A 23,491-nucleotide genomic window follows, 5' to 3' on the forward strand; every position below is an offset into this window, starting at 1 on the left:
GGCGCCGAGCGCTACGAGGACGGCGTCGACGACCCCCGAGCCACGGCTTCCCGCCGGCTGGGCTGCTTTGAGGAAGAGCGTCAGACCGGCGACGCATATCCCCACGAGCCCCACGGCCAGCACCAGATCGCGCCACACCCTGGGGCTCCTCCTGACCGCACCTCTGTCCACGTCGGTCGACTTCATCCGAAACCTCCCCTCCCTCACGCGTCGACAGACCGTTTGTCCGTGCACGGGGCCTCGAAACGTGGTTGCCGAAGTGAACCCGTCGCCGTCGATGGCGGGCCTGGGGCCCGGGGGAACGCGGGTGACGTGCGGGCGTGGCCTGCTTGACCGGCCCCTCCGCCACCTGCAGAGTCGGGATGCGGCTCCGTACCAGCGCCGCCCGACTCTGCCGGCGGCCCGCCCGTCCACCGGCACCACCCTCACGTCCGGGAGCGGCTGATTCGATGGTCCTCGACCTGATTGTGATCGGCTTGGCCATCAGCCTGGGGCCCTTGCACAACAGCGCCTTCATCCTCCTGCTCTCCTCGCGGCGCGGTGTTCGCAAGGGGCTGGCGTTCCTGTTGTCGTGGCTGGCCAATCTCGTCGCGGTGATCGCCTGTGTGGTGCTGCTGACCGGTGGTCAGCCCCCCGCGCACGACAGCGCGCCCTCGACTGCCGTGATCATTGCGAAACTCGTCATCGGCGTGGCCATGGTGCTGTACGGCGGGCACCGGCACCGCCGACCGCGCCCTCCGCACGGCCCACCACGCTGGGCCGTCCGGATCGACGACGCCTCTCTGGTCACCGCAGCCGCCCTCGCCTGGCTGCTGCAGCCGTGGGGCCTGGTCGGCGTCGGCGCCGCGACCGCCGTCGACGCGGACCTCTCCACCCTCAACGACTGGCTCGCTCTGAGCGGCTACTGCCTGCTGGCCACGCTCAGCCTTGTCGTGATGGAGATGTACGCGGTCTGGGCGCCCGCCGCCGCGAACGCCCGGCTGAACGCCCTGCGGAGCTGGCTGGAGCACCACCAGGAGCAGCTGATCGTCACCCTCTCCCTGCTCGTCGGTCTGTGGGTGACGGTCCGGAGCATCTACGACCTGGTCTCCTGACACGCACGGCCGCGGGGGCAACGAGGTACGCCGAACGGAGGGAAGGGGCGAGGGTGCGTACCGGTGTGAAGGCCAAGGGTCCTCACCGGGCCGTTCGGCGTGCTGCGTTCCCCGTTCCCCGTTTCCCGTTCGCCGGGGCCGACCGGGGGAGTCCTGCCCGGCCGGCCCCGGCGAACCGGCTCACTTGGACTGCGTGGAGAGCGTCACACCGCTGAAGTCCTGCGCGGCGGCGAGGCTGAAGTAGACCCAGCCGGACGGCGGGTTGTCGATCGTCAGCGTCTCGCCGTTGCCGGCTCTGACGGACTTCGCCTTGTAGTTGCCTGTGGTGGCCCAGTTGCTGCCGCCGTAGTACAGGTCGGCGTTGCCGGTGCCGCCGCTGCTTGTAATGGTCAGCTGCTTGACGCCGGCGGGCAGGTACACGAAGTGGTAGCTGTAGTTGCCGGTGGCGGCCGCGAGATCGTCCCGGCGGCAGTTCTGGTCGAACTGGCGGGAGTCGCTGATCGTGCAGAGCGGGACGGCCGCGGTCGAGGCGGCCTCGGGCAGCGGACCACAGTCGTCGGTCGCGCAGGTGGTCGTCAGCCAGGTCGCGAAGCCCGCGTCGTAGCGGGTGCCGATGGTCTCCTTCAGGAAGGAACGCGCCCCGGTCCAGTCACCGGCGCGGTACTTGTTCAGCACGGCCTCGACGTCGGCCGGGTGCGCCTGGAGCATGTAGCGGACGGCGAGGAAGCCCCAGCGGTAGACCCGGTTCGAGTTGACCTCGGGGTCCTCGTCCTGGCCGTAGACGGTGTCGAACAGCTGGCTCAGCTTGTACGTGTTCTTGCGGGCCTCGGCGATCGCGTCGGCGTTGCGCTCGCCGCGGTAGCCGAACGAGATGTTCTCGGCGATGCCCTCGACCCACCAGATGGTCGGCGTGGTCATGCCCGCCTCGAAGTCGCCGTACATGTTGTAGCGGCCGTCGAGGTAGTGGGTGTACTCGTGGTTGAGGTTCCAGATCTGGAAGTCCGGGCGCAGCCAGTGGGCCTCGTGGGCGATGAAGCGGGCCTGGTTGCCGGCGGTGGCCGGGTCGCCCTCCTCGTACATGCCGCCGTTGTCGACGTCGATGTTGTAGATGGCCCAGGCGTACAGGGCGTACTGGGTGTAGTCGTCGAACACGACGACCTCCAGGTTGGTGTTCACGTCACCGGGGATCGCGCCCTTGTCGCCGATGATCCGGTGGAAGTAGACGTCCTGGTTGACGAGGCTGGTACAGGTGCTCGCCAGCTGGCCCGGGGACATGTCCTGGGCGCGGATCTTCAGGTCCGGGGTGCACGTGTGCCGGATCGGCAGGATCGCCGGGAGCACGCGCTCGCCCAGGTCGCAGATGGCGTAGGCCGCGCAGTTGTTCCTGTCGTACTGGCGCGTGTACCAGCCGAGGTTCATGGTGATCGGCGCGGTGGGGCCGACGTTCGGGTAGCGGTTGATCAGGTCCTTGAGCAGCGGCCGGAGCCGGTCCTTCAGCTCGGGGACGTCGAGGGCGTAGCCGAGGTAGCGGCCGACGTTGCTGACGACGTCCAGGCGGTTCAGCTGCGCGCCGTTGCGCGTGATGAAGCCGGACCAGGTGTCGAGGATCGTGGGGTCGGCCTTGAGGGCGGCCCGCCAGCCGCGGCCGTCGTCCTTGGCCTTGAAGCCGTTCTCGACGACCCACTCGACGTGCTGCATGGCCAGGTTCATCTGGCCGGGCCAGGTGTTGTCGTAGCTGCCGAGCATCCACTTGACGACACCGGCGTACCGCCCGGCCGTGTGGGTGCTGTCGATCAGGGTGACGACCTCGTTGAGGATCTCGCCGTTGGCGTCGGTGACGTCCTTGCTGCGGGGAGAGGCGAAGTACGCGTCCAGCGCGCCGCGCGCCGCGGTGTCCAGCGCCGTGCCGTAGTCGCCGACGGCGTCCGCGTTGTTGTCCTGCACGTAGTAGCCGGCGCGCAGGAACAGCACCAGCTGACCGACCGCGGCGGCGTTGTTGCCCGAGTACGTGGCCGATGCGTCGCGCAGCGCGTCGGCGACGGTCACCATCTGGGCCTCGTGGAAGGCCTTGCGGGCGTTCTCCCCGGTGAGGCCGAACAGCGGGTAGGTGCAGTTGATCCGGGGGAGGGACTTGAGCTGCTGGACCAACAGGCTGCCGGTGGCGTTGATGACGCCGGAGAGGTCGCCACACTCGTCCGCCGCGGCGGCCGGGGACTGCTTGCCGACCTTGACGGACGTGACGGTCGGGGCGGGTGCCTGGGCGGATTCCTCGGTGCTGTCCTGTGAGGAGATCCGGAAGCGGGGCCTGTCGTTCATCGCGTCGGGCGACTTGGGCACCGGGATCGACCGCGGCGGCGAGGCCGCGGGTCCCTGCGCGGTCGCACGGGCCGGCGTGGTGGCGTCGGCGGAGGCGGCTCGGCTCTGCGGGGCGAACAGGCCGAGCGCGATGAAGACGGCTGCGCCGAGTGCGGGAAGTCTGCGCGCGTTGGCTCTCGATATCCGGAACGGATGCATCTGTGGGGGCCTCCGGGGCCGTTGAAGCCACGGGTTGGGAAGCGTGGCAATGATGTGTGACATGTAAAATTGCATAGACCTCCATGCACTGGAAGGGTTTCGGCCAGATTCATCGGCCTGGGCAACGGAAACGTCGTCAACTTCGGGCGGGGGACTCGGCCGACCACCCGCGCGGCCCACGGGCCGGGGGTGCCTCGATGCCTGGATGCGCGCCGGTGCGAGCGGCCCGCAAGAGCCGCGGTGAACGGTCCCCGGAGTGCGATGACAGGCACGGCTCCGAGGGGGCCGGGACCCGCCCGACCCTCACTGGGCGGGCGCCCGGATCTCCTGCCCCCGCTGTGCTTCAGTCCGTCTCCGCCACGGGGTCCGGCGTCAAGCGGGGCCCTGAACGCCTGGCCTGCAGTGCGGCTCTCGCCGCAGCGGCCCCCTGTGCCACCCGGTCAGCAGACGTACCTTCCTGGGCCTGCAGCTCTCCTACATCAATGCCGTGGCCGACATGTGCACCGCCGCCGACGCAGACGTCGCCCAGCTCGTCGAGGCCCTGGGCATCGACCCGCGGATCGGCCACGGCGGCATGCGCCCCGGCATCGGCTACGGCGGCGGCTGCCTGCCCAAGGACGTCCTGGCCTTCACCGCGAGCGCCGGACAACTCGGCGTTGACCACGCCGAGACGCTGCTCCTGGCGGCCGAGGCCGTGACCGACCGCCGCCCCGACTACGCGGTGCAGCTCATCGACGCCGCCCTCGACCGGGATCTGTCCGGCGCCCGCGTCGCAATGCTTGGCGCCGCCTTCAGCGTCGTACCTTGCCAGAGTCAAATCACATCGAGTTGGCGACGTTCGGCTGGTGGTGGACCAGAATGCGGGAACGCTGACGGGCCTGGGACGTGTGCACCTCCCTTCCAGCCGAACGAAGACGTCACCCTCCGCAACGACTCCCCAAGATCTCGGCCAGAACCGAGAAGCGACAGCAGATGTCGGCGATGGGGAACAGCACCCTGAGCGTGGCAGTCGATGCCGATGCGAAACGGCAGCGCCGCCGTCGAAATCGTTGAGTAGCGGCGTGCGGCCGAGGGTGGGGCCGGACGGCTGATGCCGTCCGGCCCCACTCAGGACAGCCTCCACCTCGCGTTCTCGGCCTCCTGCCGAGACCCGCATACAGCGAGACAGATTTCGGTGAACGCGGCAGCCGAGGGGGCCGGTGTTGTGCCCTGCCCAACGGGCGGCAGCAACTGTGGTCACGGGAACCGTGTGAGCACGGGTCCGCTTCGCCGCCCCGTCGGCAGGCCGCGGCACGTAGGTTGCCGAAGATCCGGGCCGACTCGGTGGTGCCTGGGGTGTCGCCGTTCTGGTGGACGTACTTGATGCGGGTGCAAGTGGGCACGAGGAGACCGGCGCCGTACGGGAGAGGAACCTCCGGCGCGCTGCTCGGTAGCTGCTGGGTCTCCCCTCTGGCGTTCGTACTGCTGGGCAGCGACAGGAGAGCATGATCAAGTTAAGGTTCACCTGAATATGTCTCGAGCCGGGAGCACCGGCCTCGTCTTAGGGGGATCTCCATGAGGAACGGCATCATCCGTAGGGGACGCAGAGCTGTTGGGGTAGCGGTGGCGGGCGTTGCCATGGCCCTGTGTCTGCCGTCCTCACCCGCATCCGCAGCGATGGTGTGGACCTTCCACAACGGTTACAGCGGCAAGTGTCTTGAGGTCGCGGACTGGCGGAAGGACGACGGCGCCCCGGTCCGGCAGTGGGACTGCACCGACCAGCCCAATCAAGGCTGGTACTGGATCGACTGGAATTCCAACGACGACGCGATGCTCCAGAATCAGCACAGCGGCAAGTGTCTTGAGGTCGCGGACTGGCGGACGGACAACGGCGCCCCGGTCCGACAGTGGGACTGCACCGGCCAGCCCAATCAGGAATGGGCGTTCGTGCTCTCGGGCTACAGGCATGCGCTTATCAACAGGCACAGCGGCAAGTGTCTTGAGGTCGCGGACTGGCGGACGGACAACGGCGCCCCGGTCCGACAGTGGGACTGCACCGGCCAGCCCAATCAGCAGTGGTAGCGCGGGCACTGTTCGACATCCACCGCCACTGCCTTCGCGGCTGACAGATTCGTGAAGTTGCGTCCGTGGCCAGGAGACATAGCGCCCCTGGCCACGGACTGATCTGAGCTACGCCCAGGCCGTGTCCGATGGGTCGTGGAATCGCTTGGAAGTCAACGTGCCCGGCCGGCGTACGTCGCTCGGCCCGGGAACGGCGTCCGTGGCCCCAGCCGCCGAAGCGGCGGCTAGCTCGTCGGGCGCTGCTCGGTCATCGGCGGCTGGCCGTATGTCATCGCGCGCAACGTGCTCGTGGCGCCGCTTCCTGACTGGACGGGACCGCCTGCTGAACTCCTCCGCCGCCGCGGGCGTGATGTCCCACTCGCCGCCGTAGACGGTGTTGTTGGTGATCTCGACCCACTCGGCGGGCGGTCGAAGAAGCAGACATGGGAGATGTCTCCTCAAAAACAGTGCCCCACCAGCCGATAACAGCTGGTGAAGCGGTGCGGGTCCCGGCCCGGTGCTGGGCCGAGGATCCGAACTCTGCCGCCCCGCCGAGCCTGTTGGGACGTCGGCTGAGGCCCGTTGCCGGGTACGGACATTTCCGTCACAGTCACCTGCACTCGGCACGCATATGCCGCAGTGGCCCTGACATTCACTGACAGCTACACCCACCCGCCCAGTGATCACCGGCAAGCCCTTCCACGCTCCGGCGCACGGCCCGCAGCACCAACCGGCGCACTCCTCCAGTCGTATGACCCGGGCAGGTAACAGGTGCCCTGCACGTTCCTTCGCACAGACCAGTCCTCTTTCCGGCCTTGCGCTGCCGGTCGGGCGGTCGCCCGGCGCGTGGCGATGTCAGTGATGGCTCGTACCGTCGTGAGCACGAGGGCCGGACCTCCCGGCCCGCCGGAAGAACGGGAGCGGGTCATGGGTGAGATCACCGTCAGCGCCAAGGACATGCACCACCTCCTGGCCGACAGCACCAGCACGCACGGCGCCCCCTACCAGCAGGCCTACTCCGACCTCGCCGCCACGCACCGCAGCCGGCCGGTCGCCGAGATCGTGCCGCTCCTGCGCGCGGCCGCCGACCGCGCGCTGCTGGGATTCACCGGCACCGACCTGGCCGAGCAAGCGCAGGCGATCAGCAGCGGCGCACCGTACGAGCTCCGCGTCCGCGTCACCGGCCCCTGACACCGGAATGCCGGTGCGCCGCTTCACTCCCGCCCCGTAGGATGCCGGACATCCCTCGTCGTCCAGCGGCCAAGGACACCGGTCTCCGGTTCACCCGGAATCGGAAACCCGGGTTCGAATCCCGGCGAGGCAATCCGCCCGCGCTGCCCGCGCCGCCAGCGATCACGGGCCAGGTCTGCGTAGCCTGGGAGCTGTAGGGCCTCGCTGCTCGTGGCACAGGTGGTGCCCGTTGACCAGCGGTTCGTCCGCTGTCTCAGGTCTCTGGCACAGCCGCTCAGTCTCAGAAACGTGGCATTTCCTCGCGGTCTCGACCCCTTGGCTCTGTCCACCAGATGAGGTTCTGGCTCAACCTCTGGGGCGGCTTGTACGGGCACGCCCCCGACCCTTTGGAAGGACATCCAGAGCCGCGCACGGACGGCTCCGTATCCACCGGCGTATCCGCGGACGCGGTACGCCCTTCCTCGAGTCAGCTGCGAGGACGGAGAATTGTCCGTCCGGCCCGCCGCTGCGTCACGTCAGGCAGTGACGTCGTCGTGGCCGAGGTTGCCGCCCAGCTCGCGGGAGGCTTCGGCCTGGGCGAGGAGTTCCTTGGCCTTGCCCTTGACGCCCTCGATGGCGTCGGCGCCGGCGACGAAGCGCAGCAGCGGCTTCTCCTGGGCGGCGATGGCCAGCAGGGCTTGGGCGAGCTTGGCGGGGTCGCCGGTCTGCCGGCCGTTCATGCTCTTCCAGGCCGCGATGGTGGTGGTGGTGCGCTCGGCGTAGTCGTCGATGGTCGGCTCGGGCCAGATGGTGGAGCCGTCGACGAGCAGCTCGGTGCGGAAGAAGCCGGGCTCCACGACCGTGGTGTGGATGTTGTACGGCTCGACGTCGAAGCGCAGCGATTCCATCCAGCCCTCGACGGCGAACTTGGAGGCGGCGTAGGCGACGCAGAACTCCTGGCCGATGATGCCGGCGGAGGAAGAGAGGGTGATGATGTGGCCGGCGCGCCGCTTTCGCATGAGGGGCAGGATGGCGCGGGTGACGTTCATCGGGCCGAAGAGGTTGGTCTCGATCTGCTGGCGCATCTGGTCGGGCGTGATCTCTTCGAAGTAGCCGGCGAAGAAGTTTCCGGCGTTGTTGATCAGGACATCGATGCGGCCGAAGCGGTCGACGGCGGCCTGCGCGGCTGCCTGGGCGTCGTCCAGGCTGGTGATGTCCAGCTTGGTGACCAGGAGGTTGTCCTGCGGTCCGCCGAGGGTCTTCTCGACCTGTTCGGGGCGGCGTCCGGTGGCGACGACCTGGTGGCCGACTGCGAGGGCCTGGCGGGCGATGTCCGTGCCCAGACCGCGTCCGGCGCCGGTGACAAAGATGACCTTGCTCATGGGGGATCCGTTTCTTTCGGGCGCCGTGGGGTGGCGCCTGGGGGTGGTTGCGCGGGAGATGAGATCAGGCTTGGTCGGTGGGCATGATCCACAGTTCGCCGATGGAGGCGTGCCGGGGGCGGGTGACCATGTAGGCGACGCCGTCGGCGATGTCCTCGGGGGCCAGGACCTCGGTCTGCTCGTAGAAGGCGGCGGTCGCTTCGCGGACTTCGGGCTTGTGGTCGTTGTGCGAGGCGAGCTCGGTGTCCACGCCGCCCGGCTCCAGGACGCCGACACGTACGTGGCGCTGGGTGATCTCCTGGCGCAGGGACTCGGTGAAGCCGTTCACGCCGAACTTGGTGAGGTTGTAGACGCCGTAGCCGTTCCGGGCCACGCGTCCGGCGATCGAGCTGATGTTGACGATGTCGGCGACCTGGCGCGGCCCGTCCTCGGCGGCCTTGAGCAGGTGCGGGAGGGCGGCGTGGGTGGTGTGGAGCAGGCCCTGGACGTTGACGGCGATCATGCGTTCCCACTCCGTGGGGTCCGCGCCGACGACGGGGCCCAGGAGCATCAGGCCGGCGTTGTTGACCAGGATGTCGAGTCGTCCGAAGTGGTCGACGGTCTGCTGCACGGCCGCCTCGGCCTGGGCGCGGTCGGCGATGTCCGCCGATACCGCCAGGGCCGCCCCTCCGGCCTCGGTGATCTCAGCGGCGAGGTCGTCGAGGCGGTCCTTGCGGCGGGCCACCAGCGCCACCGAGGCGCCCTGCTCGGCGAGCAGGCGGGCGGTGGCGGCGCCGATACCGCTGCTCGCGCCCGTGACGAGCGCGACGGTGCCGGTGAGCTTCGAGGTCATGGGAGATCCGTTCTGCCAGTGTGCCGCACGTTCATCGATGCGGATACTTCGTTCATTCTTCGCTTAAGGGCTTGAAGCGGCCCGATATCCAGGCAACCACCCACGGGCCCCGCGTGGGGCGCCGTACGGGGTACCCCTCTTCCGGGGGTCTGCCGGTACCCCTTTACAGGTGACCGGCCCTGAGGTGGCCGCCGTACCGTGGACTCATGGACCACAGCACCGAGATCCGCGAGTTCCTGCGCACCCGCCGGGCCCGGATCACCCCGGAGGAGGTGGGCCTCACCCCGCACCCGGGCGCCCGCCGGGTGCCGGGGCTACGGCGCGAGGAAGTAGCCCAGCTCGCCGGGGTCAGCGTCGACTACTACGTGCGCTTGGAGCGCGGCCGCACCCAGGGCGTCTCCCGGACCGTCCTGGAAGCCGTCGCCCGCGCCCTGCGACTGGACGACGCCGAACGCTCCCACCTCTTCGACCTCGCCCACCCCACCCCCGACCGCCCCCGGCGCAAGCGAGCCCTCAGTCCCCAGCGCGTCCACCCCACCCTTTATCAGGCCCTGGACGCCATCGGCGCCCCGGCGATGGTCCTGGGGCGCCGCATGGACATCCTGGCCACCAACCGCCTCGGCGCCGCCCTCTACACCGATTTCCAGGCCCGCCCCCACGCCGAGCGCAACTTCCTGCGCTACCTCTTCCTCGACGAGGCCGCCCACGCCCTGTACGGCGACCAGTGGGACAAGGCCGCCGCCGAAACTGTCGCCACGCTGCACCTGTACGCCGGAAGCCACCCCGACGACCCTCAACTCACCGAACTCGTAGGAGAGTTGTCGCTGCGCGACCAGGACTTCCGGCGGATGTGGGCGGATCACGACGTCCGCACGCACGCCACCGGCACCAAGCACCTCCACCACCCACTCGTCGGTGACCTCGCTCTCGACTACGTGACCCTGAACGTCGCCGGCGCCCCCGACCAATCCCTCGTCATCCTCACCCCCGAGCCCACCTCCCCCTCCGCCGAGGCCCTCTCCATCCTCGCCAGCTGGACCGGCACCGCCGCCCCCGCACCGGCCACCGCCGAAGAAGCACGCGACACGGCCACCGGCTGACACCAGCCACAGGGCTCGACGCCGAGCGAGGCCGACGGGCCGGGCGCGCCTACCTGGATGTCGTTGAAGGAGCGCACGGGCGACAGTGACAAGTCATCCACCGGGCCTGGTGGACGGCTCGCCCTGCGCCACGATCCTGGGACCACTCCTGTTCCGTCTCCCGCCGCCGCAAAGCTGCGGCCTTCCACCACGTGGGCTCAGCTGTACGACTGGGGGATGGTGACCAGGGTGCGGCCGCGGCCTCCGGCGTCGACACGCTCGTGCGCCTTGGCGATCTCCGCCAGAGGGAAACGGTCGCCGATATCCACCGAGAGGGCGCCGACGGCGGCTGCGGCTGTGAGGTCGCGGGCGGCCTGCCGTCTGGCTTCGACGGGGAAGTCGTCGCTGCCGAGCAGGCGGAGGGTGACGTTGTTGAACAACAGTGGCCAGAAGGGAAGTTCAGTGCGATCAGCGCGGGTGGCGTAGGCGGCGATGACCGCGCCGTTTGCGGCGACGGCGCAGTCCAGGTCGGCGTTGTCGGACAGGGCCACCTCGACGATGCGGTCGACTCCATCGGGTGCATACGTGCGGATCCCCTCTGCCGGGTCACCGGAGTCGAGAGCGACGGCATGCGACACCACGGCAGGGTCGACGTGGTCCAGGTCCTCCTCGCGCCGGACAGTGGCGAGCACGGTGGCCCCGGCCCAGTGGGCGAGCTGGGCGGACAGGGAGCCGACCCCGCCGAGCACACCGTGCACCAGGACCAACTTTCCGTCGACCGGGCCGTCGGCGAACACGGTGCGGTGGGCGGTGATCCCGGGGATGCCCAGGCTCGCCCCGAGCTCGTCGCCAAGGTGGTCGGGCAGCACAGCGGCCAGGTCGGTGGGGACGACGGTGTACTGGGCGGCGGTGCCAGAGTGCCGGTAGGACTGGGCGCCGTACACCCACACCCGCTGCCCGATACGACGCGCGTCAACGCCCTCCCCGACGGCGTCGAGGACCCCTGCGGCGTCGCTGTGCGGGATCACGCGAGGAAAGGGCATCGTCGAGCCGAGCCAGCCGCGCCGTTTCTTGGTGTCGCCGGGGTTGACGCCCGAGACGGTGACGCGGACACGGACCTCGCCGGGACCGGGGATGGGGTCAGGGAGTTCCCCGACGTGCAGGACGTCGGCGGCCGGGCCCTGTTCGTCGTACCAGGACGCAAGCATGGGCGCTGCACCTCCGGGGCCGGTCAGCTCGCGGGTGCCTCGAGCCTACGGGGATCGCCCTCGGCGCGCGCGTCGGGCACCGGTGCGGCTCCTCCGAGGACCTCGTCACCCACGCGCCGTGCGGAGACACCCGGATGCGGGCGACCTGCGGATCTCAGATAGATGGCACAAATGCCGCCTTGGTGCCGTTGCAGATGAGACTGTGCCGCGAAATCCTGGACCCTACAACAACACACCTCCAGGGGACTTGTGAGGAGTGCGCATGCCCCGCCCTCTGTGGTCCGGAGCGATCTCGTTTGGCCTGGTCAATTCTCTGAACCAGGCCCCGTACGGAGCGATTCGGGTCTAGGTTCCGGAGGCGGGGAACAGGCGCTGGACTGGGTTCACGATGGCTTCGCGACGGGCGGCCAGGAAAGACGTGCGCTGGCCCTCGTCGCTGGGCAGCAGATCCGCCTGGCCAGCCCAGGACATGGCGAGCTGGTTGACGAACATCAGGATGTCGACGGGGCGAGGGCGAGAAGCTCTCGGCCACGCGCTGGCACCGATCCGTGACGAGGTGACGATCGCGACCAAGTTCGGCTTCGCCCCCGCTTTCGGCCCCAGCTCTCAGCCGGACCACATCCGCGAGGTGGTCGACAACAGCCTGCGCAACCTGAACACCGATGTAATTGACGTGCTCTACCAGCACGTGCCCGACCCCGGTGTCCCCATCGAAGACGTCGTCGGCGTGATGAAGGAGTTCGTCGACGCGGGAAAGGCCCAGTACCTCGGTCTGTCCAACGCCGGCAAGGACGCCATCCGCCGCGCCCACGCCGTGCACCCGATCTCGGTCCTCCAGAACGAGTACTCGCCCTTCGCACCCCACCACGCCCCCGCTCTTCCCGGTCCTTGAGGAACTCGGCATCGGCTTCGTCGCCTACTCTCCGCTCGCCCGAGGTGTCCTCAGCGGCGCGGTCAAGTCCCGCGACCACTACACCGCCGACGACTTCCGCCAGCGCCTGGCCTGGTGGAGTCCGGAGAACTTCGATGCCAACCTCGCCATCGTCGGCAAGCTAACCGAAGTCGCCGAGAGCAAGGGCACCACCCTCGCCCAGCTGGCGCTCGCGTGGCTGCTGGCCGAGAAGAACTACCTCGTTCCCATCCCCGGCTCGCGCAACCCCGACCGCGTCGCCCAGAACACCGCCGCGGCCGACCTGACCCTCACCGTCGCCGACCTCGCCCGCATCTCCGAGATTGCTCCCGACGGCGACTTCGGCGGACGTCTGAACTGACACTCGCGCCCCGCGCCCGCCCCGCATCAGAGGAGGCGGGCACCGCTGCTTCACCGGCCCGGGGATTGGTAGGCGTAGTTGATCGCGTAGTCGGTGTTCGGCTTCCCCTGCTGTGGAGGGGGAGCGGGTGTCACGGTGCGTGGTCGCGTCCGTCCCGTGGGGCGAAGGCTGCGAGGGCGTCGGCGTCGGTCGCGCGAGCGTTCAGGAAGTAGTCGGCCCACTCGGTGATGTCGGGGTAGGACGAGTCCTGGCTGAGCTGGGTGGCTGCGGCTTGGAGGTCGAAGTGCGTGGTGCGGAGTTCGATGCCCGGGCCCAGGAGGGCCCAGTGTGCTCCGGTTCGTCCATAGGGCATGCCAACGCTGCCGGGGTTGATCACGAGTCGGCCGTGGGCGAGGCGGACGAACGGCATGTGGGTGTGGCCACAGACCACGGTGCGGATGCCGGCATCGAGTCCGTTGAAGACTTCCTGCCAGCGGTCGAGGCGGGAGTCGACGAGGACGACCTCCTCGTCGTCGCGAGGGGTGGCATGGCAGAACAGCACCTTTCCCAGCCCGTTCAAGGACAGGGTGAGTGATCGTGGCAAAGATTCGAGAAGGTCGAGATGGTCCTCACGGAGCTGTGCGGCTGCCCAGGGGGCGATCGGGTCGGGGATCGTGTCGCGCTGCCCCCGGCGGTATTCGAGGAGTTCGCGGTCGGCGTTGCCGCTGATCCAGATGACGCGGTCGCCGAGGCTGGTCAGCAGGTCGAGAACTTGGGTCGGTTGCGGGCCGGCGGTGATGTCGCCGGTGAGCACGATGTGGTCGGCGGTGCTGACGTCGGGTTCGGCGAGTACTGCCTCCAGGGCCGGCAGGACTCCGTGAATGTCGGACAGGACAGCTACTCGGTTCAGCATGGTCACCACTGTGGGGTGAAGACAGCCGAGCGGGGTGATCTTTCGCCCGACGCGTAGCTCCAGGTGGCCGTTCAGCGTGTGTGGTCGCCGGGTGCGTAGTTCTTCCAGGGGGCTCCGGCCTTGGTAGCGATGCGGGTGGTGCTCTTGTCGTGGTAGCCCAGTGCCTGGGCTACCACGGGCGCCGGGGCCTGGAGGACGAGCTGGCGGATGGCCACGGGTCGGCCCTTTTCGGCCGGGACGCCGAGTTTCCGCAGCGCGTCGCGCAGGGTGCCGGGGTTCATCGGTTGGCTCGGCCGGCGGCCGGGGAAGAGCCAGGGCGAGTTCTGGTTGATGGCGGGGGTGTTGGCGGGCAGGGCCTGGAGGCAGTCGAGCAGGAGGGCGGCCACCGGTTCGGGGGCTGGGGTGGGCGGGTCGCCGAGCCGGAGTGCGACATGCTGGCCGTCGTGGACAACCTCGGCGGTGACCATGCGGACGATCCGGCTGACGGGCTGGGTTCTGTCTCTTTGGTCAGTGACGGGTCCAGATGAGGATGCCAGCGAGGTGGAGTGCGGCCTGGTAGGCGATGGCGAGTTTGTCGGTTCGTGTGGCCAGGCCGCGCCACTGCTTGAGGCGGTTGATGCAGTGTTCGACGGTGTTCCGTTGTTTGTAGGCCTCCCGGTCGAATCCGGGCGGGCGGCCTCCGTGCCGGCCTCGCCGTTGACGGTGGCCGATCTGGTCGGACGGCTGCGGGATGACCGCGCGGATTCCCCGGCGTCGCAGATGGGCCCGGATGGCGCGTGAGGAGTAGGCGCGGTCGGCCAGAACAGCGTTGGGCCTGGTCCGGGGCCTGCGCGGACCGGTGCGGGGCACGCGGATACGGTCCATCACCGTCTCGAAGGCAGGCGCGTCACCGGCCTGGCCTGCGGTGATGGTGAAGGCCAGGGGCCTGGCCCGGCCGTCGGCCGCAAGGTGGACCTTGGTGCTCAGTCCTCCGCGGGAGCGTCCGAGTGCGTGGTCGACTGGCTCCCGGCGCCCGCCGCCCCTTTTTGAGCGCTCCGGCGGCGTGCTGGTGGGCCCGAACGACGGTCGAATCGACGGAGACGGTCCAGTCGATGTCGTCGGCGGCGTCCGCTGCGGCCAGGACCGAGGCAAGGATCCGTTCCCAGGTGCCGTCGACAGCCCATCTGACCAGCCGTTTGTGAGCGGTCTGGAACGGACCGAGCTCGCCTGGCAGGTCACGCCAGGGCGAGTTGGTGCGGTACTTCCAGGCAATGGCCTCAAGGGTGCGGCGGTGGTCGGCCCACCGTCTTCCACGGACCGGATCGGCTGGCATCAGCGGCTAGATCCGGTCCCACATCGCATCAGTGATCACTAATCGGTCAGACACATCCGATCAACTGACCAACCCATCAAAGAGACACGCGCTAGTCGGAGGAAGAGGCAGTAGTTCATTCCAAGTCGGCTGGGCCAGAGTTCGGCCCAGCTCGCCAGGGTCCGTCCCATCCGGACGGACCCTGCGGCGGCATTGCTCCCGCCTCCGGGGAGGTGACCCGATGGATCGCTCCCGCACCGACAACGGATCGTCTCGAGCTCATTCAACATCTCGACGATCGCCGTCCGGCCCGGCGCGCTCCGCACCGACCTGGGGACGGGCCGTGTGTCGTACCGGCTCGTACACGCGCAGTCCCTCGGGCGCAGTTCCGTCATGTTCGGAAGCGACGCGCTGTGTCGGTCATCTGTCGGCGGTTGCCGGTTCGTTGTCGGTGGGTTGTCGGTGACGTCCGGAAACGTTCCAGGGACGGCCGGCCGGAGCTCACCGGGCGGCCCCGATTCCCAGGAGCCACCATGCACATGCCCGTTACGATCATCGGCGCCGGACTCGGCGGACTCACTCTGGCCCGCGTCCTGCACGTCCACGGAATCCCGGTCACGGTCTACGAGGCGGAGTCCTCCCCGACGATGCGCACGCAGGGCGGTTTGCTCGACATCCACGACTACAACGGACAGCTCGCACTCAAGGCGGCCGGCCTGATGGACGAGTTCCACGCCATCGTTCTCGAGGGCCGCCAGGCGATGAGGGTCCTCGACCGGGACGGGACCGTCCTGTTTGACAAGGCCGACGACGGCACGGGCGGACGCCCCGAGGTGCAGCGCGGCGAGTTACGACAGATCTTGCTCGACTCGCTCCCGGCCGGCACCGTCCGGTGGGGGCACAAGGTCGACGGCACTCGCGCCCTCGGCTCAGGACGCCACGAGGTGACGTTCGCGGCAGGCGGCACCGTCGTCACCAGCCTGCTGGTCGGCGCGGACGGCGCCTGGTCACGGGTACGGCCACTGCTCTCCACCGCCACACCCGAGTACGCCGGCACGTCGTTCGTCGAGACTTACCTGTTCCACGCCGACACCCGCCACCGGGCCGCTGCGAAGGCGGTCGGTGGCGGGATGCTGATCGCGCCCGCGCCGGGCAGGGAGATCTTCGCTCACCGGGAGAGCGGCGACACTCTGCACACCTACGTGGCGCTGACCAGGCCGCAGGACTGGTTCGCCGCCATCGACTTCACCGATGCCGCCGCGGCCACCGCGCGGATCGCGCGCGAGTTCGACGGCTGGGCCCCGGAACTCACCGCGCTGATCACCGACGGCGACACAGCGCCGGTCCTGCGCCCCCAGTACACTCTGCCGACCGGACACCGGTGGGACCGGGCGCCGGGGGTCACCCTGCTCGGCGACGCCGCCCATCTCACGCCCCCGAACGGCGAAGGCGCCAACCTGGCCATGTACGACGGCGCCGAACTCGGCAACGCCCTCGCCGCGCACCCCGACGATGTCGAGGCCGCGCTCACCGAGTACGAGCAGGCCATGTTCCCCCGCAGCGCCGAGATCGCCACTTTTGAAGGTGGAGAGGTTCCGGGGATCGACTCCGAGCACAACACGGCCCAGGGCCTGATCAACATGATCACCGAGAAGGGCCGATGAGCCGTCGGTTGGATGCCGTTCGAGGGCAGCAGCAAGGTCTTCGCGATCCACGACGTGCAGTATGGGGCGACGCAGGGATCCTCGGCGGGCCGGTCCAGGCGGGCACTTGACACCACGTCCACACAGGGCGTGATCGTCGCGAAATGTGGGCTACAGCCTTGAATCTCCCCACCCTGTGGTCGGGGAGGGGACAGACCTGCTCACCCCGATTCCCGCCCAAGTGCAGTGACCTGCGAACTGGTGTCGCAACGGAGGGGCCGGCCTGGGCCGGCGTCAGGTGGTGCGCAGGCCCTCCAGGATGCGGGTCAACGCGGCTTGGGCCTCGGTGAGATCGGTCGGATCGGCGGAGGAAGCGAGCCAGAGGGCGGCCTCGTTCATGGCGCCTGACAGAAGTCGGGTGAGGGGCTCGACGGGTTGCGGTGCGAGGATGCCGCGGTCGACGAGGACGGTGAGGGCGTTGGCGAGGTGGTGGGCGGAGGAGGCTTCGTCGAGGGCGCGCCATTCGTTCCAGCCGAGGACGGCAGGTCCGTCGAGGAGCATGATCTGCTGGATGTCGGGGTCGGCACCGGCGGCGAGGAAGGTGCGGCAGCCGGCGAGGAGCTGACCCCAGGGGTCGTCCTCGGCGTCGGCGGCGGCCGCGACGGCCCGGCCCACATCCTGCTGGACCTGTTCGAGGACGGCACGGAAGAGGGCGGCCTTGCCGTCGAAGTGGTGGTAGAGCGCACCCTTGGTCACCCCGGCGGCGCGGACGATCTCGGCGAGACCGACGGCCGCGTACCCCTGGGTCGCAAACAGGCGTCTGCTCTCACGCAGCAGTGTCCGACGGGTGTGTTCGCGCTGTTCTGCCCGGGTCACCTGCACCCCTTTGACGTACCGACGGTATGTGAATAGCCTGAGTTTGACATACTGATGGTACGCGAAATGAGGTTCGGCCATGAAACTCACCAGCCTGTATCCGGTGATCTGCACGTCGAAGCTCCAGGAGTCGCTGCTCTTCTACACCGAGCTCCTCGGCTTCAAGACGACCTTCGAGGCCGACTGGTATGTGAGCATGCGGCGACCCGGCACCCCCGCGTACGAGCTCGCTCTGCTGGACCACACCCACCCCACCCTGCCCGAGGCGTACCGCGAACCGGTCCAGGGACTGCTGCTCAACTTCGAGGTCGAGGACGTCGACGCGGAGTGGGACCGGATGGTCGTGCGGGGCGGTCTGCCGGCCGAGCTGGAGCTGCGCAGCGAGGACTTCGGGCAGCGGCACTTCATGGTGGCCGACCCGAACGGCGTCCTGATCGATGTCATCACCCCCATCCCTCCCACGGGGGAGTTCGCGGAGCAGTACACCGCCACCCCGGCCTGACAGGGGCAGCCCCGGCCGTCCAGGGTGGGTGAAACCCGGTGCGCAGCGCCGCCGAAGGCGCCGGTGACTGATCGTCGCGACGCCCGCACACCCCACCAGCGGGTGATCCCCACTCGGTTGCTCACAGCAACCGAGTGGGAACCGAGACCAGCCCCAGCCGATTTCACGGCTCTGGCCGGAGTTTCCGTGAAATCCCAGGCCAGGAGCCGTGTGAGGGAACGTTCCGGCAGGGCATGTCTCGCTGGCGGGGGTCTGCTCGCTGGATGATGTGCTGTTCCCGGACGTCGATGTGCGGTGAGAGGCCGTGGAGTTCACGGCCGAGGCGTTGGTGGTGGTAGCGGCCGCGTGCGGTCCGCCGCCCAGGTGCCCGGGGTGCCGTGCCCGGGCACGGCGGGTGCATTCCTGCTATGAGCGATCTCTTGCCGAACGGCCGTTGTCTGGGAAGAACCAGGTGGCCGCGACCCCGGAGAGACCGGACTGCCCTGCCGAACGGTTCACGGAATTCCGGGGCAGAGCCGATGCCATAGATCCACATCATCGGTAGGGACGCATCATGCAGCTCCCGGGTGAACTGGGAGTATGCCAAGCCGTGAGTGCCGGGGGCGCGAAAGCGACCCCGGCAGGCGTGACCTCGGGGGCACGCGAGGGCGGGTGGGGCTTCGGCCTCAGTGGCCAGGGGCGGCTGCGATCAGGTCTCGTCCACGGTCGGCCAAGCGGTACTCCAGCAAGGGGGATTGAGCCGCGGGATCCGGTGTGCGGCCGGCGGCCGCGGAGGTTCGCCCGGCGAGGCCGGCCGACGGGGGCGGGAGCGGGACCGAAACGCATCCGGACCGGTCCGATTCCAGCGCGCCGTTGAACGCGGAGACGCAGAATTCGAAGTTCCAGTTGCCCGGGAACAGGAAGGCGATCTCGTGCGAGGTGGTGTCGGTGGTGGATTGGTCCGCCGTGAACGAGCCGCCCGCGGTGGCGTTGCGTACCCACACCCGGTATCCGGCCGCCTGGGCCGAGCCCTGCCAGGTGAGGCGGACGGTCGTGGCATCCAGGGACTGGATCTTCACGTCTGCCGGGGTGGGGGGCACGCCCGCGCCGACTGTCACGGACCTGGCCACGGTGGGCATGCCGCCGCCCGCCTGGTTCCAGGTCGCCACCGCTACGAGATAGTGGTGGCCCGGTACGAGGCCGTCGATATCCGCGGACGTGCCCTTAACCGCCGTGCTGTTGATATAGGAGCCAGGCACGTCCTTGTCCCAGGTGATGATCTCGTATCGGTCGATGCTGTCCGTGTGCGGGCCGGTCGGCGCATCCCAGTACACGTGGAGCCCGTTGGAGGAAGGACGGGTGGAGACGTTCGTGGGCGGGGCGGCGGTCGCCGGGTGTGCGGTCGCGGAGACCGTCTCGGACCATACGGACACGCCGTCGGTGCCGTTGTCGGTGTTGACCTGGTATTCCCAGGTCCAGCCGTCCTCCGTCCAGGTGGTGTCGTAGCGGTTGGTCGAGACATGGGTCTGGTTCCAGTTCGCAGCGCCGGCGAGCCGGTAGCGGACCGTGTAGCCACGCGCACCGAACACTGGTGACCAGGTCACCTTCACACCGCTCGGGACGGACTCGGCCACGACGCTGTTCACCGGGAAGATCGGCCGCCGGGGGATCGTGGTGGGGATGCCGGGCACGAACTGACCTATGCCGTACCCCTCGTGGAGGGTGCGTTCGAACGCGGACGCGATCTGGAACTCACCGAGGGCGTTGGGATGCAGGTTGTCGTATCCGCCCGGGCAGGTGTTCGTGTCACAGCCGTACGCAGTCTCCCAGTCGACCAGCTTCACCGGCGAGAGAGGCGTGCTCCAGGACGGGATCGCATCCCGGAGCATGTTGTTGAACTGCCGGGTCTTGACGATGAGGTCCTGGCGGCCGTCGATGAGCGGCCGCATGGGGACGTTCGCCACGGCGAAGCGGACGTCCGGTTTGGCCGCGCGCGACCGGTCGACGAGGGTCTTCACGCTGTCCAGCGTGCCGGGCCCGTCACTGACCAGCCAGCCCATGTCGTTGAACCCGATACCGAACAGCACCAGGTCGGGCTTGTACTGGGCCACCATGGGCCCGATCAGATCCTTGTCCTGGGCGGCCTGCCGCCCCCAGACAGCGAAGTGGTCACTGTCGAAGCCGGCCCGCACGCCCTGGGCGTACGCCCCCGTGACGGGCGGATTTTCGACCGATGGGTTGTCCAGCACCTCCCCCTGGAGACGAGGCGGGGCGGGGGGCCCGGTCGGGGTCGCCTGCTGCTTGGTGCCCTGGTAGGGACCGACGAAGTCGACGTCGACATGCTGGTCGCGGAACCATTCCCACAGCCGGTACCGCCAGGTCCAGTCGCCCTCCATGCCCTGCGTCATGGAGTCGCCCACCACCATCACCCGCAGAGGGGCGTCGGTGCTGCCGACACCCCGCTCGAGCCGTTGCAGCGACGCCAGCAGCTTCGGCGCCAGGTCCTTCATCACGTCGGCCATGTAGGTGGTGACCGAACCGAAGTACTTGATCTTCGTCCCGAAGTTGCGCAGGGCCTGCTGCACCTGAGCGATGGCTGTGGCGCCGCGCTCAGAAGTCCACGCCAGCAACGCTCCTTGGAAGGCACCCTTCACGGCCGGCCAGAACGACGCGGCCAGCGCCCCCGCCCAGACGTCCGCGTCGCCGAGCGACCTGTCGTCGTAGTAGGCGTTGAGCAACTCGCCGACGAGCGTGCCCAATCCCTCGGAGACGGCGCCGCACACCGGAGCGGCGGCGGGCGCGCCGACGTTGAAGAAGGCCATGCACGAGGCCCAGACCAGGCCGGTGACCGCCCAGGCGACACCGCTGGCGATGAACTTCTGCATCGGGGTCGCGCCGAAGCCGCCAGCATCGGTCGAAGCGACGATCACGAGGCTGTCCTCCACGGCGTGCACCGTGCCCTCGAAGTCGCCGCCGCTCCCCTCCTGCGGCGGGTAGATCCCGACACTGTGCTCCCGGGCCCGCTTGGTGAACGAGGCCCCCAGCGTCATGCCCGCGGCCTGATCGGCACGGGTCTGGTCGACCAGCGCCTTCATGAAGTCGCGCACATGCTGGCGACCCTCGGCAGTGGGCAGGAAGTCGATGGCCATGACCAGGTCGTCGTCGTTCACAGCGAGCGAGCGGAAACCACCCGAGTCCTTGGCGCACCCCAGCCGCACCGTCATTGGCGCCGCCTCATCGCCCTCAGTCGCGAAGGACGTGGCGTGAGTGGCGCACAGGGGGGAGGATTCGACCGCAAAGCCCGGGGCCGCTGGTGGCCCAGCGACGGCGCCGAGGACCAAGGCCAGTGAAACCATCAAGGTCACCGCGCGGCGGCGCGTCGTGGACACCCTCACCCCGCGTCGCTTGCGGACCGTTCCTAACGTACGTTGCCATAGACGCATGCCGTTCCGTGTTCCCTTCGAGATTTCCGTGGCGCCGTGTTCGCGGGCTGTGTGGGGGGTGATAGCCGCCTGAACGTCCTGAACGGCCAAGTCCGGTAATGAACGGCTGGCCGACGGCGCGCCCGCCCGGGACCCGGTACGGGGTCAGCCGCCGAACTTCGCGGTCTGTTCCGGATCTACACGACCCCTTCGTCGGGTAGTTCCCCATCGCACTGCCGCATGGGCAGCCTCAGCATCCCAGCACTGTCCGAGACGGAGTCATGCCGGTGAGTGGGCCGGGTGCGGACCTCGATCCCCAACTCGTAGCCACCCTAGACACCTTGCTGGCAGGGCAGAGCGTTGCCCCGTGCCACTGCCCGACCGCACACCCTCAGAGGGCGGGCGGCGCTCAGGAGTGATCGGCGGACCAACTCGGTGAAACCCGGCAGGATGCCGAGGGCGTGCAGAAAACGTTGCCAATTACCCACGTCAGCCAGAGCTGCGCGGCGATGCTCGTCGACCTCTGCCCGAACACGCGATCGGGACGGGGCGGTGATCAGCCCTCATACACGGCCGCTGGCTGGCGTCGATGAACTCCTTGCCCTTGCAGCTGACATGCGGTGACCTCGGTCGGGTCGTCCGTGACTCCCTGCGGACCACGTCCAGCCTTTGCGGTCCAGGACGTTGCGCCGGGCTCCAACACGGCGATGAGCGAGTACGCCCAGCCCGGAATGGACTGCGGCCGCGGTGCGGCAGGCGGTTCTGGACCACCGGCCCTGTGACGTGGGGCTTTCCGGGCAGCTGTGGACGCGGCGGTTGGTGGGCGAGCTGATCGCGAAGCTGTACCGGGTACGGCTGACCGAGGTGGGGGTGGGCAAGTACCTGAGGCGGTGGGGGCTGCCTTCCAGCGCCCGGACAAGCGGGCCGTCGAGCAGGACCCCCAGGCCGTCCGGCGCTGGCATGAAGAGACCTGGCCGGAGATCCGCGCGAAGGCGAGGAAGGACGGCGGTGAGATCCTCTTCGCCGATCAGGTCGGTGTCCGTTCCGACCAGGTCACCGGCCGCACCTGGGGTGAGAAAGGCAAGACCCCTGTGGTGCGGCGGAGCGGGAACCGGTTCTCCGTCAACGCGATGTCCGCGATCAGCACCAAGGGCCGGATGCACTTCATGGTCTTCACCGAGAGCTTCACCGCCGAGGTGATGTGCCGCTTCCTGGACCGGCTCGCCGGCCACTTCGACCACAAGGTCCATCTCGTGGTCGACGGGCACTCCGCCCACCGTTCCAAGAAGGTCCGCGACTGGCTCGCCGCCCACCCCGATGACGTCGAGCTGCACTTCCTGCCCCCGTACTCGCCCGAGCTGAACCCCGACGAGCTGGTCAACGCGGACCTCAAGCACAGCCTGCCCACACAGCACCGGGCCCGGAACCAGGCCGAACTCGCCGCCGAGACCCGCCGCTTCTTCCACAGACGTCAACGTCAGCCGCACATCGTCCGCGGCTATTTCGGCGGCCCGCACGTCCGCTACGTCCTGGACGAGAACCCCATGAGTTTCTGATCAATAGGTGGTGAGGCGGATGAGCCGTTTGTAGCAGCAGAGGGCTGCCGCGAGGCCGAGGAAGGCCAGGTAGTTGCGGGAGTGGCGATCGTAGCGGGGGCTGAGTCTGCGGTAGCCGGAGAGCCAGGAGATGTTCGCTCGATCACCCAGCGGTGGCGGCCCAGTCGTTCGCCGGACTCGATTCCCTTGCGGGCGATGCTGACGCCGATGCGTTTCCCACGGAGCCATTTCCGCAGTTCAGGGATGTCGTATGCCTTGTCCGCATGGAGCTTGCGGGGCTTGAAGTGGTGGCCGCGATGGGGGTCGTGTCTCGTTTGGTGACCGAGGATCATGGGCTTCAGGGCTTGACTGTCATGGGTGTTGCCTGCGGTGATGCCGACAAGGACGGGCAGTCCGTTCGCGTCCGACAGGATGTGCATCCTGGAGCCCGGCTTGCCCCGGTCCACGGGGCTCGGACCTGTGAGTTCGCCCCCTTTTCAGCCCGGACGTGGGCCGAGTCGAGGACCGCGCGGGACAGATCGAGGAGGCCGGCGTCGTCGAGCCGGTGCAGGATCTCCTCGTGCAACCGGCCCTTGGCGGTGAGCTGGTTGTAGGCGCCCCCAGCTGCCGCCGATCCGGGTGCATGGGGCGAAGGGCGCCTTGTAGCTGCCCTTGCCATGGCACAGCCACAGAACGCTGGCCTTGTCGCGGGCGACGAGGTCGCTGTCGCGGGTGCCGCCGAGGTTGCCTGCGGCGAGGAT

The 23,491-nt window shown here is 68.8% G+C and carries 18 protein-coding genes, 1 tRNA gene and 2 pseudogenes; 11 read left to right on the forward strand and 10 right to left on the reverse strand.

Annotation, left to right across the window (positions count from 1 at the left end):
• The first annotated feature begins 449 nt into the window (after positions 1-449).
• A complete protein-coding gene (locus tag OG514_RS32055; protein ID WP_266900652.1) occupies positions 450-1,094 on the forward strand; it encodes a GAP family protein in 645 nt (214 codons plus the stop codon).
• Positions 1,095-1,274: 180 nt separating this feature from the next.
• On the opposite strand, the gene OG514_RS32060 is transcribed toward OG514_RS32055, so the two are convergent.
• Positions 1,275-3,608 (reverse strand): M9 family metallopeptidase, encoded by a 2,334-nt coding sequence (locus OG514_RS32060; RefSeq protein WP_266900653.1) that lies wholly within the window; start codon positions 3,606-3,608, stop codon positions 1,275-1,277.
• A gap of 496 nt (positions 3,609-4,104) precedes the next feature.
• Between OG514_RS32060 and OG514_RS32065 the strand changes: the two genes are divergently transcribed.
• The 4 genes from OG514_RS32065 (at position 4,105) to OG514_RS32080 (ending at position 6,972) form a co-directional block, all read left to right on the forward strand.
• Positions 4,105-4,608 carry a hypothetical protein gene (locus OG514_RS32065; protein WP_266901031.1) on the forward strand — a complete coding sequence of 168 codons (504 nt, stop codon included), beginning with the start codon at positions 4,105-4,107 and terminating at the stop codon, positions 4,606-4,608.
• A 656-nt stretch (positions 4,609-5,264) separates the two neighbouring features.
• A complete protein-coding gene (locus OG514_RS32070; RefSeq protein WP_266900654.1) occupies positions 5,265-5,669 on the forward strand; it encodes an RICIN domain-containing protein in 405 nt (134 codons plus the stop codon).
• A 906-nt stretch (positions 5,670-6,575) separates the two neighbouring features.
• Positions 6,576-6,839, forward strand: coding sequence for a hypothetical protein (locus OG514_RS32075; protein WP_266900655.1), 264 nt, complete (start codon positions 6,576-6,578; stop codon positions 6,837-6,839).
• A 53-nt stretch (positions 6,840-6,892) separates the two neighbouring features.
• Positions 6,893-6,972 (forward strand) — tRNA-OTHER (locus OG514_RS32080).
• A 382-nt stretch (positions 6,973-7,354) separates the two neighbouring features.
• On the opposite strand, the gene OG514_RS32085 is transcribed toward OG514_RS32080, so the two are convergent.
• Complete coding sequence (locus tag OG514_RS32085) at positions 7,355-8,200, reverse strand: SDR family oxidoreductase (RefSeq protein ID WP_266900656.1); 846 nt, start codon at positions 8,198-8,200, stop codon at positions 7,355-7,357.
• Between the two features lie 64 nt (positions 8,201-8,264).
• A complete protein-coding gene (locus OG514_RS32090) occupies positions 8,265-9,032 on the reverse strand; it encodes an SDR family NAD(P)-dependent oxidoreductase (RefSeq protein ID WP_266900657.1) in 768 nt (255 codons plus the stop codon).
• A gap of 206 nt (positions 9,033-9,238) precedes the next feature.
• Between OG514_RS32090 and OG514_RS32095 the strand changes: the two genes are divergently transcribed.
• Positions 9,239-10,132, forward strand: a complete 894-nt coding sequence (locus tag OG514_RS32095; protein WP_266900658.1) for a helix-turn-helix transcriptional regulator — start codon at positions 9,239-9,241, stop codon at positions 10,130-10,132.
• A gap of 197 nt (positions 10,133-10,329) precedes the next feature.
• Here the strand turns inward: OG514_RS32095 and OG514_RS32100 are convergent, their stop codons facing one another.
• On the reverse strand, positions 10,330-11,319 hold the full coding sequence (locus tag OG514_RS32100; RefSeq protein WP_266900659.1) for an NADPH:quinone reductase: 990 nt from the start codon (positions 11,317-11,319) through the stop codon (positions 10,330-10,332).
• A 556-nt stretch (positions 11,320-11,875) separates the two neighbouring features.
• Between OG514_RS32100 and OG514_RS32105 the strand changes: the two genes are divergently transcribed.
• Together OG514_RS32105 and OG514_RS39495 are read left to right on the forward strand one after the other, a co-directional pair.
• On the forward strand, positions 11,876-12,211 hold the full coding sequence (locus tag OG514_RS32105; protein WP_266900660.1) for an aldo/keto reductase: 336 nt from the start codon (positions 11,876-11,878) through the stop codon (positions 12,209-12,211).
• Positions 12,212-12,221: 10 nt separating this feature from the next.
• Positions 12,222-12,590: an aldo/keto reductase gene (locus OG514_RS39495; RefSeq protein ID WP_353962711.1), complete on the forward strand. Its 369-nt coding sequence runs from the start codon at positions 12,222-12,224 to the stop codon at positions 12,588-12,590.
• Between the two features lie 130 nt (positions 12,591-12,720).
• Here the strand turns inward: OG514_RS39495 and OG514_RS32110 are convergent, their stop codons facing one another.
• From OG514_RS32110 to OG514_RS32120, 3 genes are all read right to left on the reverse strand, one after another.
• On the reverse strand, positions 12,721-13,482 hold the full coding sequence (locus OG514_RS32110) for a metallophosphoesterase (RefSeq protein WP_266900661.1): 762 nt from the start codon (positions 13,480-13,482) through the stop codon (positions 12,721-12,723).
• A gap of 71 nt (positions 13,483-13,553) precedes the next feature.
• A complete protein-coding gene (locus tag OG514_RS32115; RefSeq protein ID WP_266900662.1) occupies positions 13,554-13,949 on the reverse strand; it encodes a hypothetical protein in 396 nt (131 codons plus the stop codon).
• Between the two features lie 40 nt (positions 13,950-13,989).
• Positions 13,990-14,794 (reverse strand): IS5 family transposase gene (locus OG514_RS32120; protein WP_266900663.1). Its coding sequence is split into 2 segments (ribosomal slippage): positions 13,990-14,497 and positions 14,496-14,794, totalling 807 coding nucleotides; the frame shifts between segments, so codons are not numbered across the junction.
• A 512-nt stretch (positions 14,795-15,306) separates the two neighbouring features.
• Between OG514_RS32120 and OG514_RS32125 the strand changes: the two genes are divergently transcribed.
• Positions 15,307-16,437, forward strand: coding sequence for an NAD(P)/FAD-dependent oxidoreductase (locus OG514_RS32125; RefSeq protein ID WP_266900664.1), 1,131 nt, complete (start codon positions 15,307-15,309; stop codon positions 16,435-16,437).
• Positions 16,438-16,710: 273 nt separating this feature from the next.
• Here the strand turns inward: OG514_RS32125 and OG514_RS32130 are convergent, their stop codons facing one another.
• The gene (locus OG514_RS32130) at positions 16,711-17,298 is read right to left on the reverse strand and encodes a TetR/AcrR family transcriptional regulator (protein ID WP_266900665.1); all 588 of its coding nucleotides are present in this window, start codon (positions 17,296-17,298) and stop codon (positions 16,711-16,713) included.
• Between the two features lie 73 nt (positions 17,299-17,371).
• Here OG514_RS32130 and OG514_RS32135 point away from each other — a divergent pair, with 73 nt between their 5' ends.
• Positions 17,372-17,794, forward strand: coding sequence for a VOC family protein (locus tag OG514_RS32135; RefSeq protein WP_266900666.1), 423 nt, complete (start codon positions 17,372-17,374; stop codon positions 17,792-17,794).
• Between the two features lie 665 nt (positions 17,795-18,459).
• On the opposite strand, the gene OG514_RS32140 is transcribed toward OG514_RS32135, so the two are convergent.
• The gene (locus OG514_RS32140; RefSeq protein WP_266900667.1) at positions 18,460-21,162 is read right to left on the reverse strand and encodes a fibronectin type III domain-containing protein; all 2,703 of its coding nucleotides are present in this window, start codon (positions 21,160-21,162) and stop codon (positions 18,460-18,462) included.
• A 774-nt stretch (positions 21,163-21,936) separates the two neighbouring features.
• On the opposite strand from OG514_RS32140, the pseudogene OG514_RS32145 reads away from it, so the two are divergent.
• A pseudogene (locus OG514_RS32145) lies at positions 21,937-22,751 on the forward strand (IS630 family transposase); the annotation flags it as partial.
• Here the strand turns inward: OG514_RS32145 and OG514_RS32150 are convergent.
• Positions 22,752-23,322: pseudogene (locus tag OG514_RS32150) on the reverse strand (IS5 family transposase); the annotation flags it as partial.
• Positions 23,323-23,491 lie beyond the last annotated feature (169 nt).

It is taken from the genome of Streptomyces sp. NBC_00572 (assembly GCF_026341815.1).
Taxonomy (GTDB): domain Bacteria; phylum Actinomycetota; class Actinomycetes; order Streptomycetales; family Streptomycetaceae; genus Streptomyces.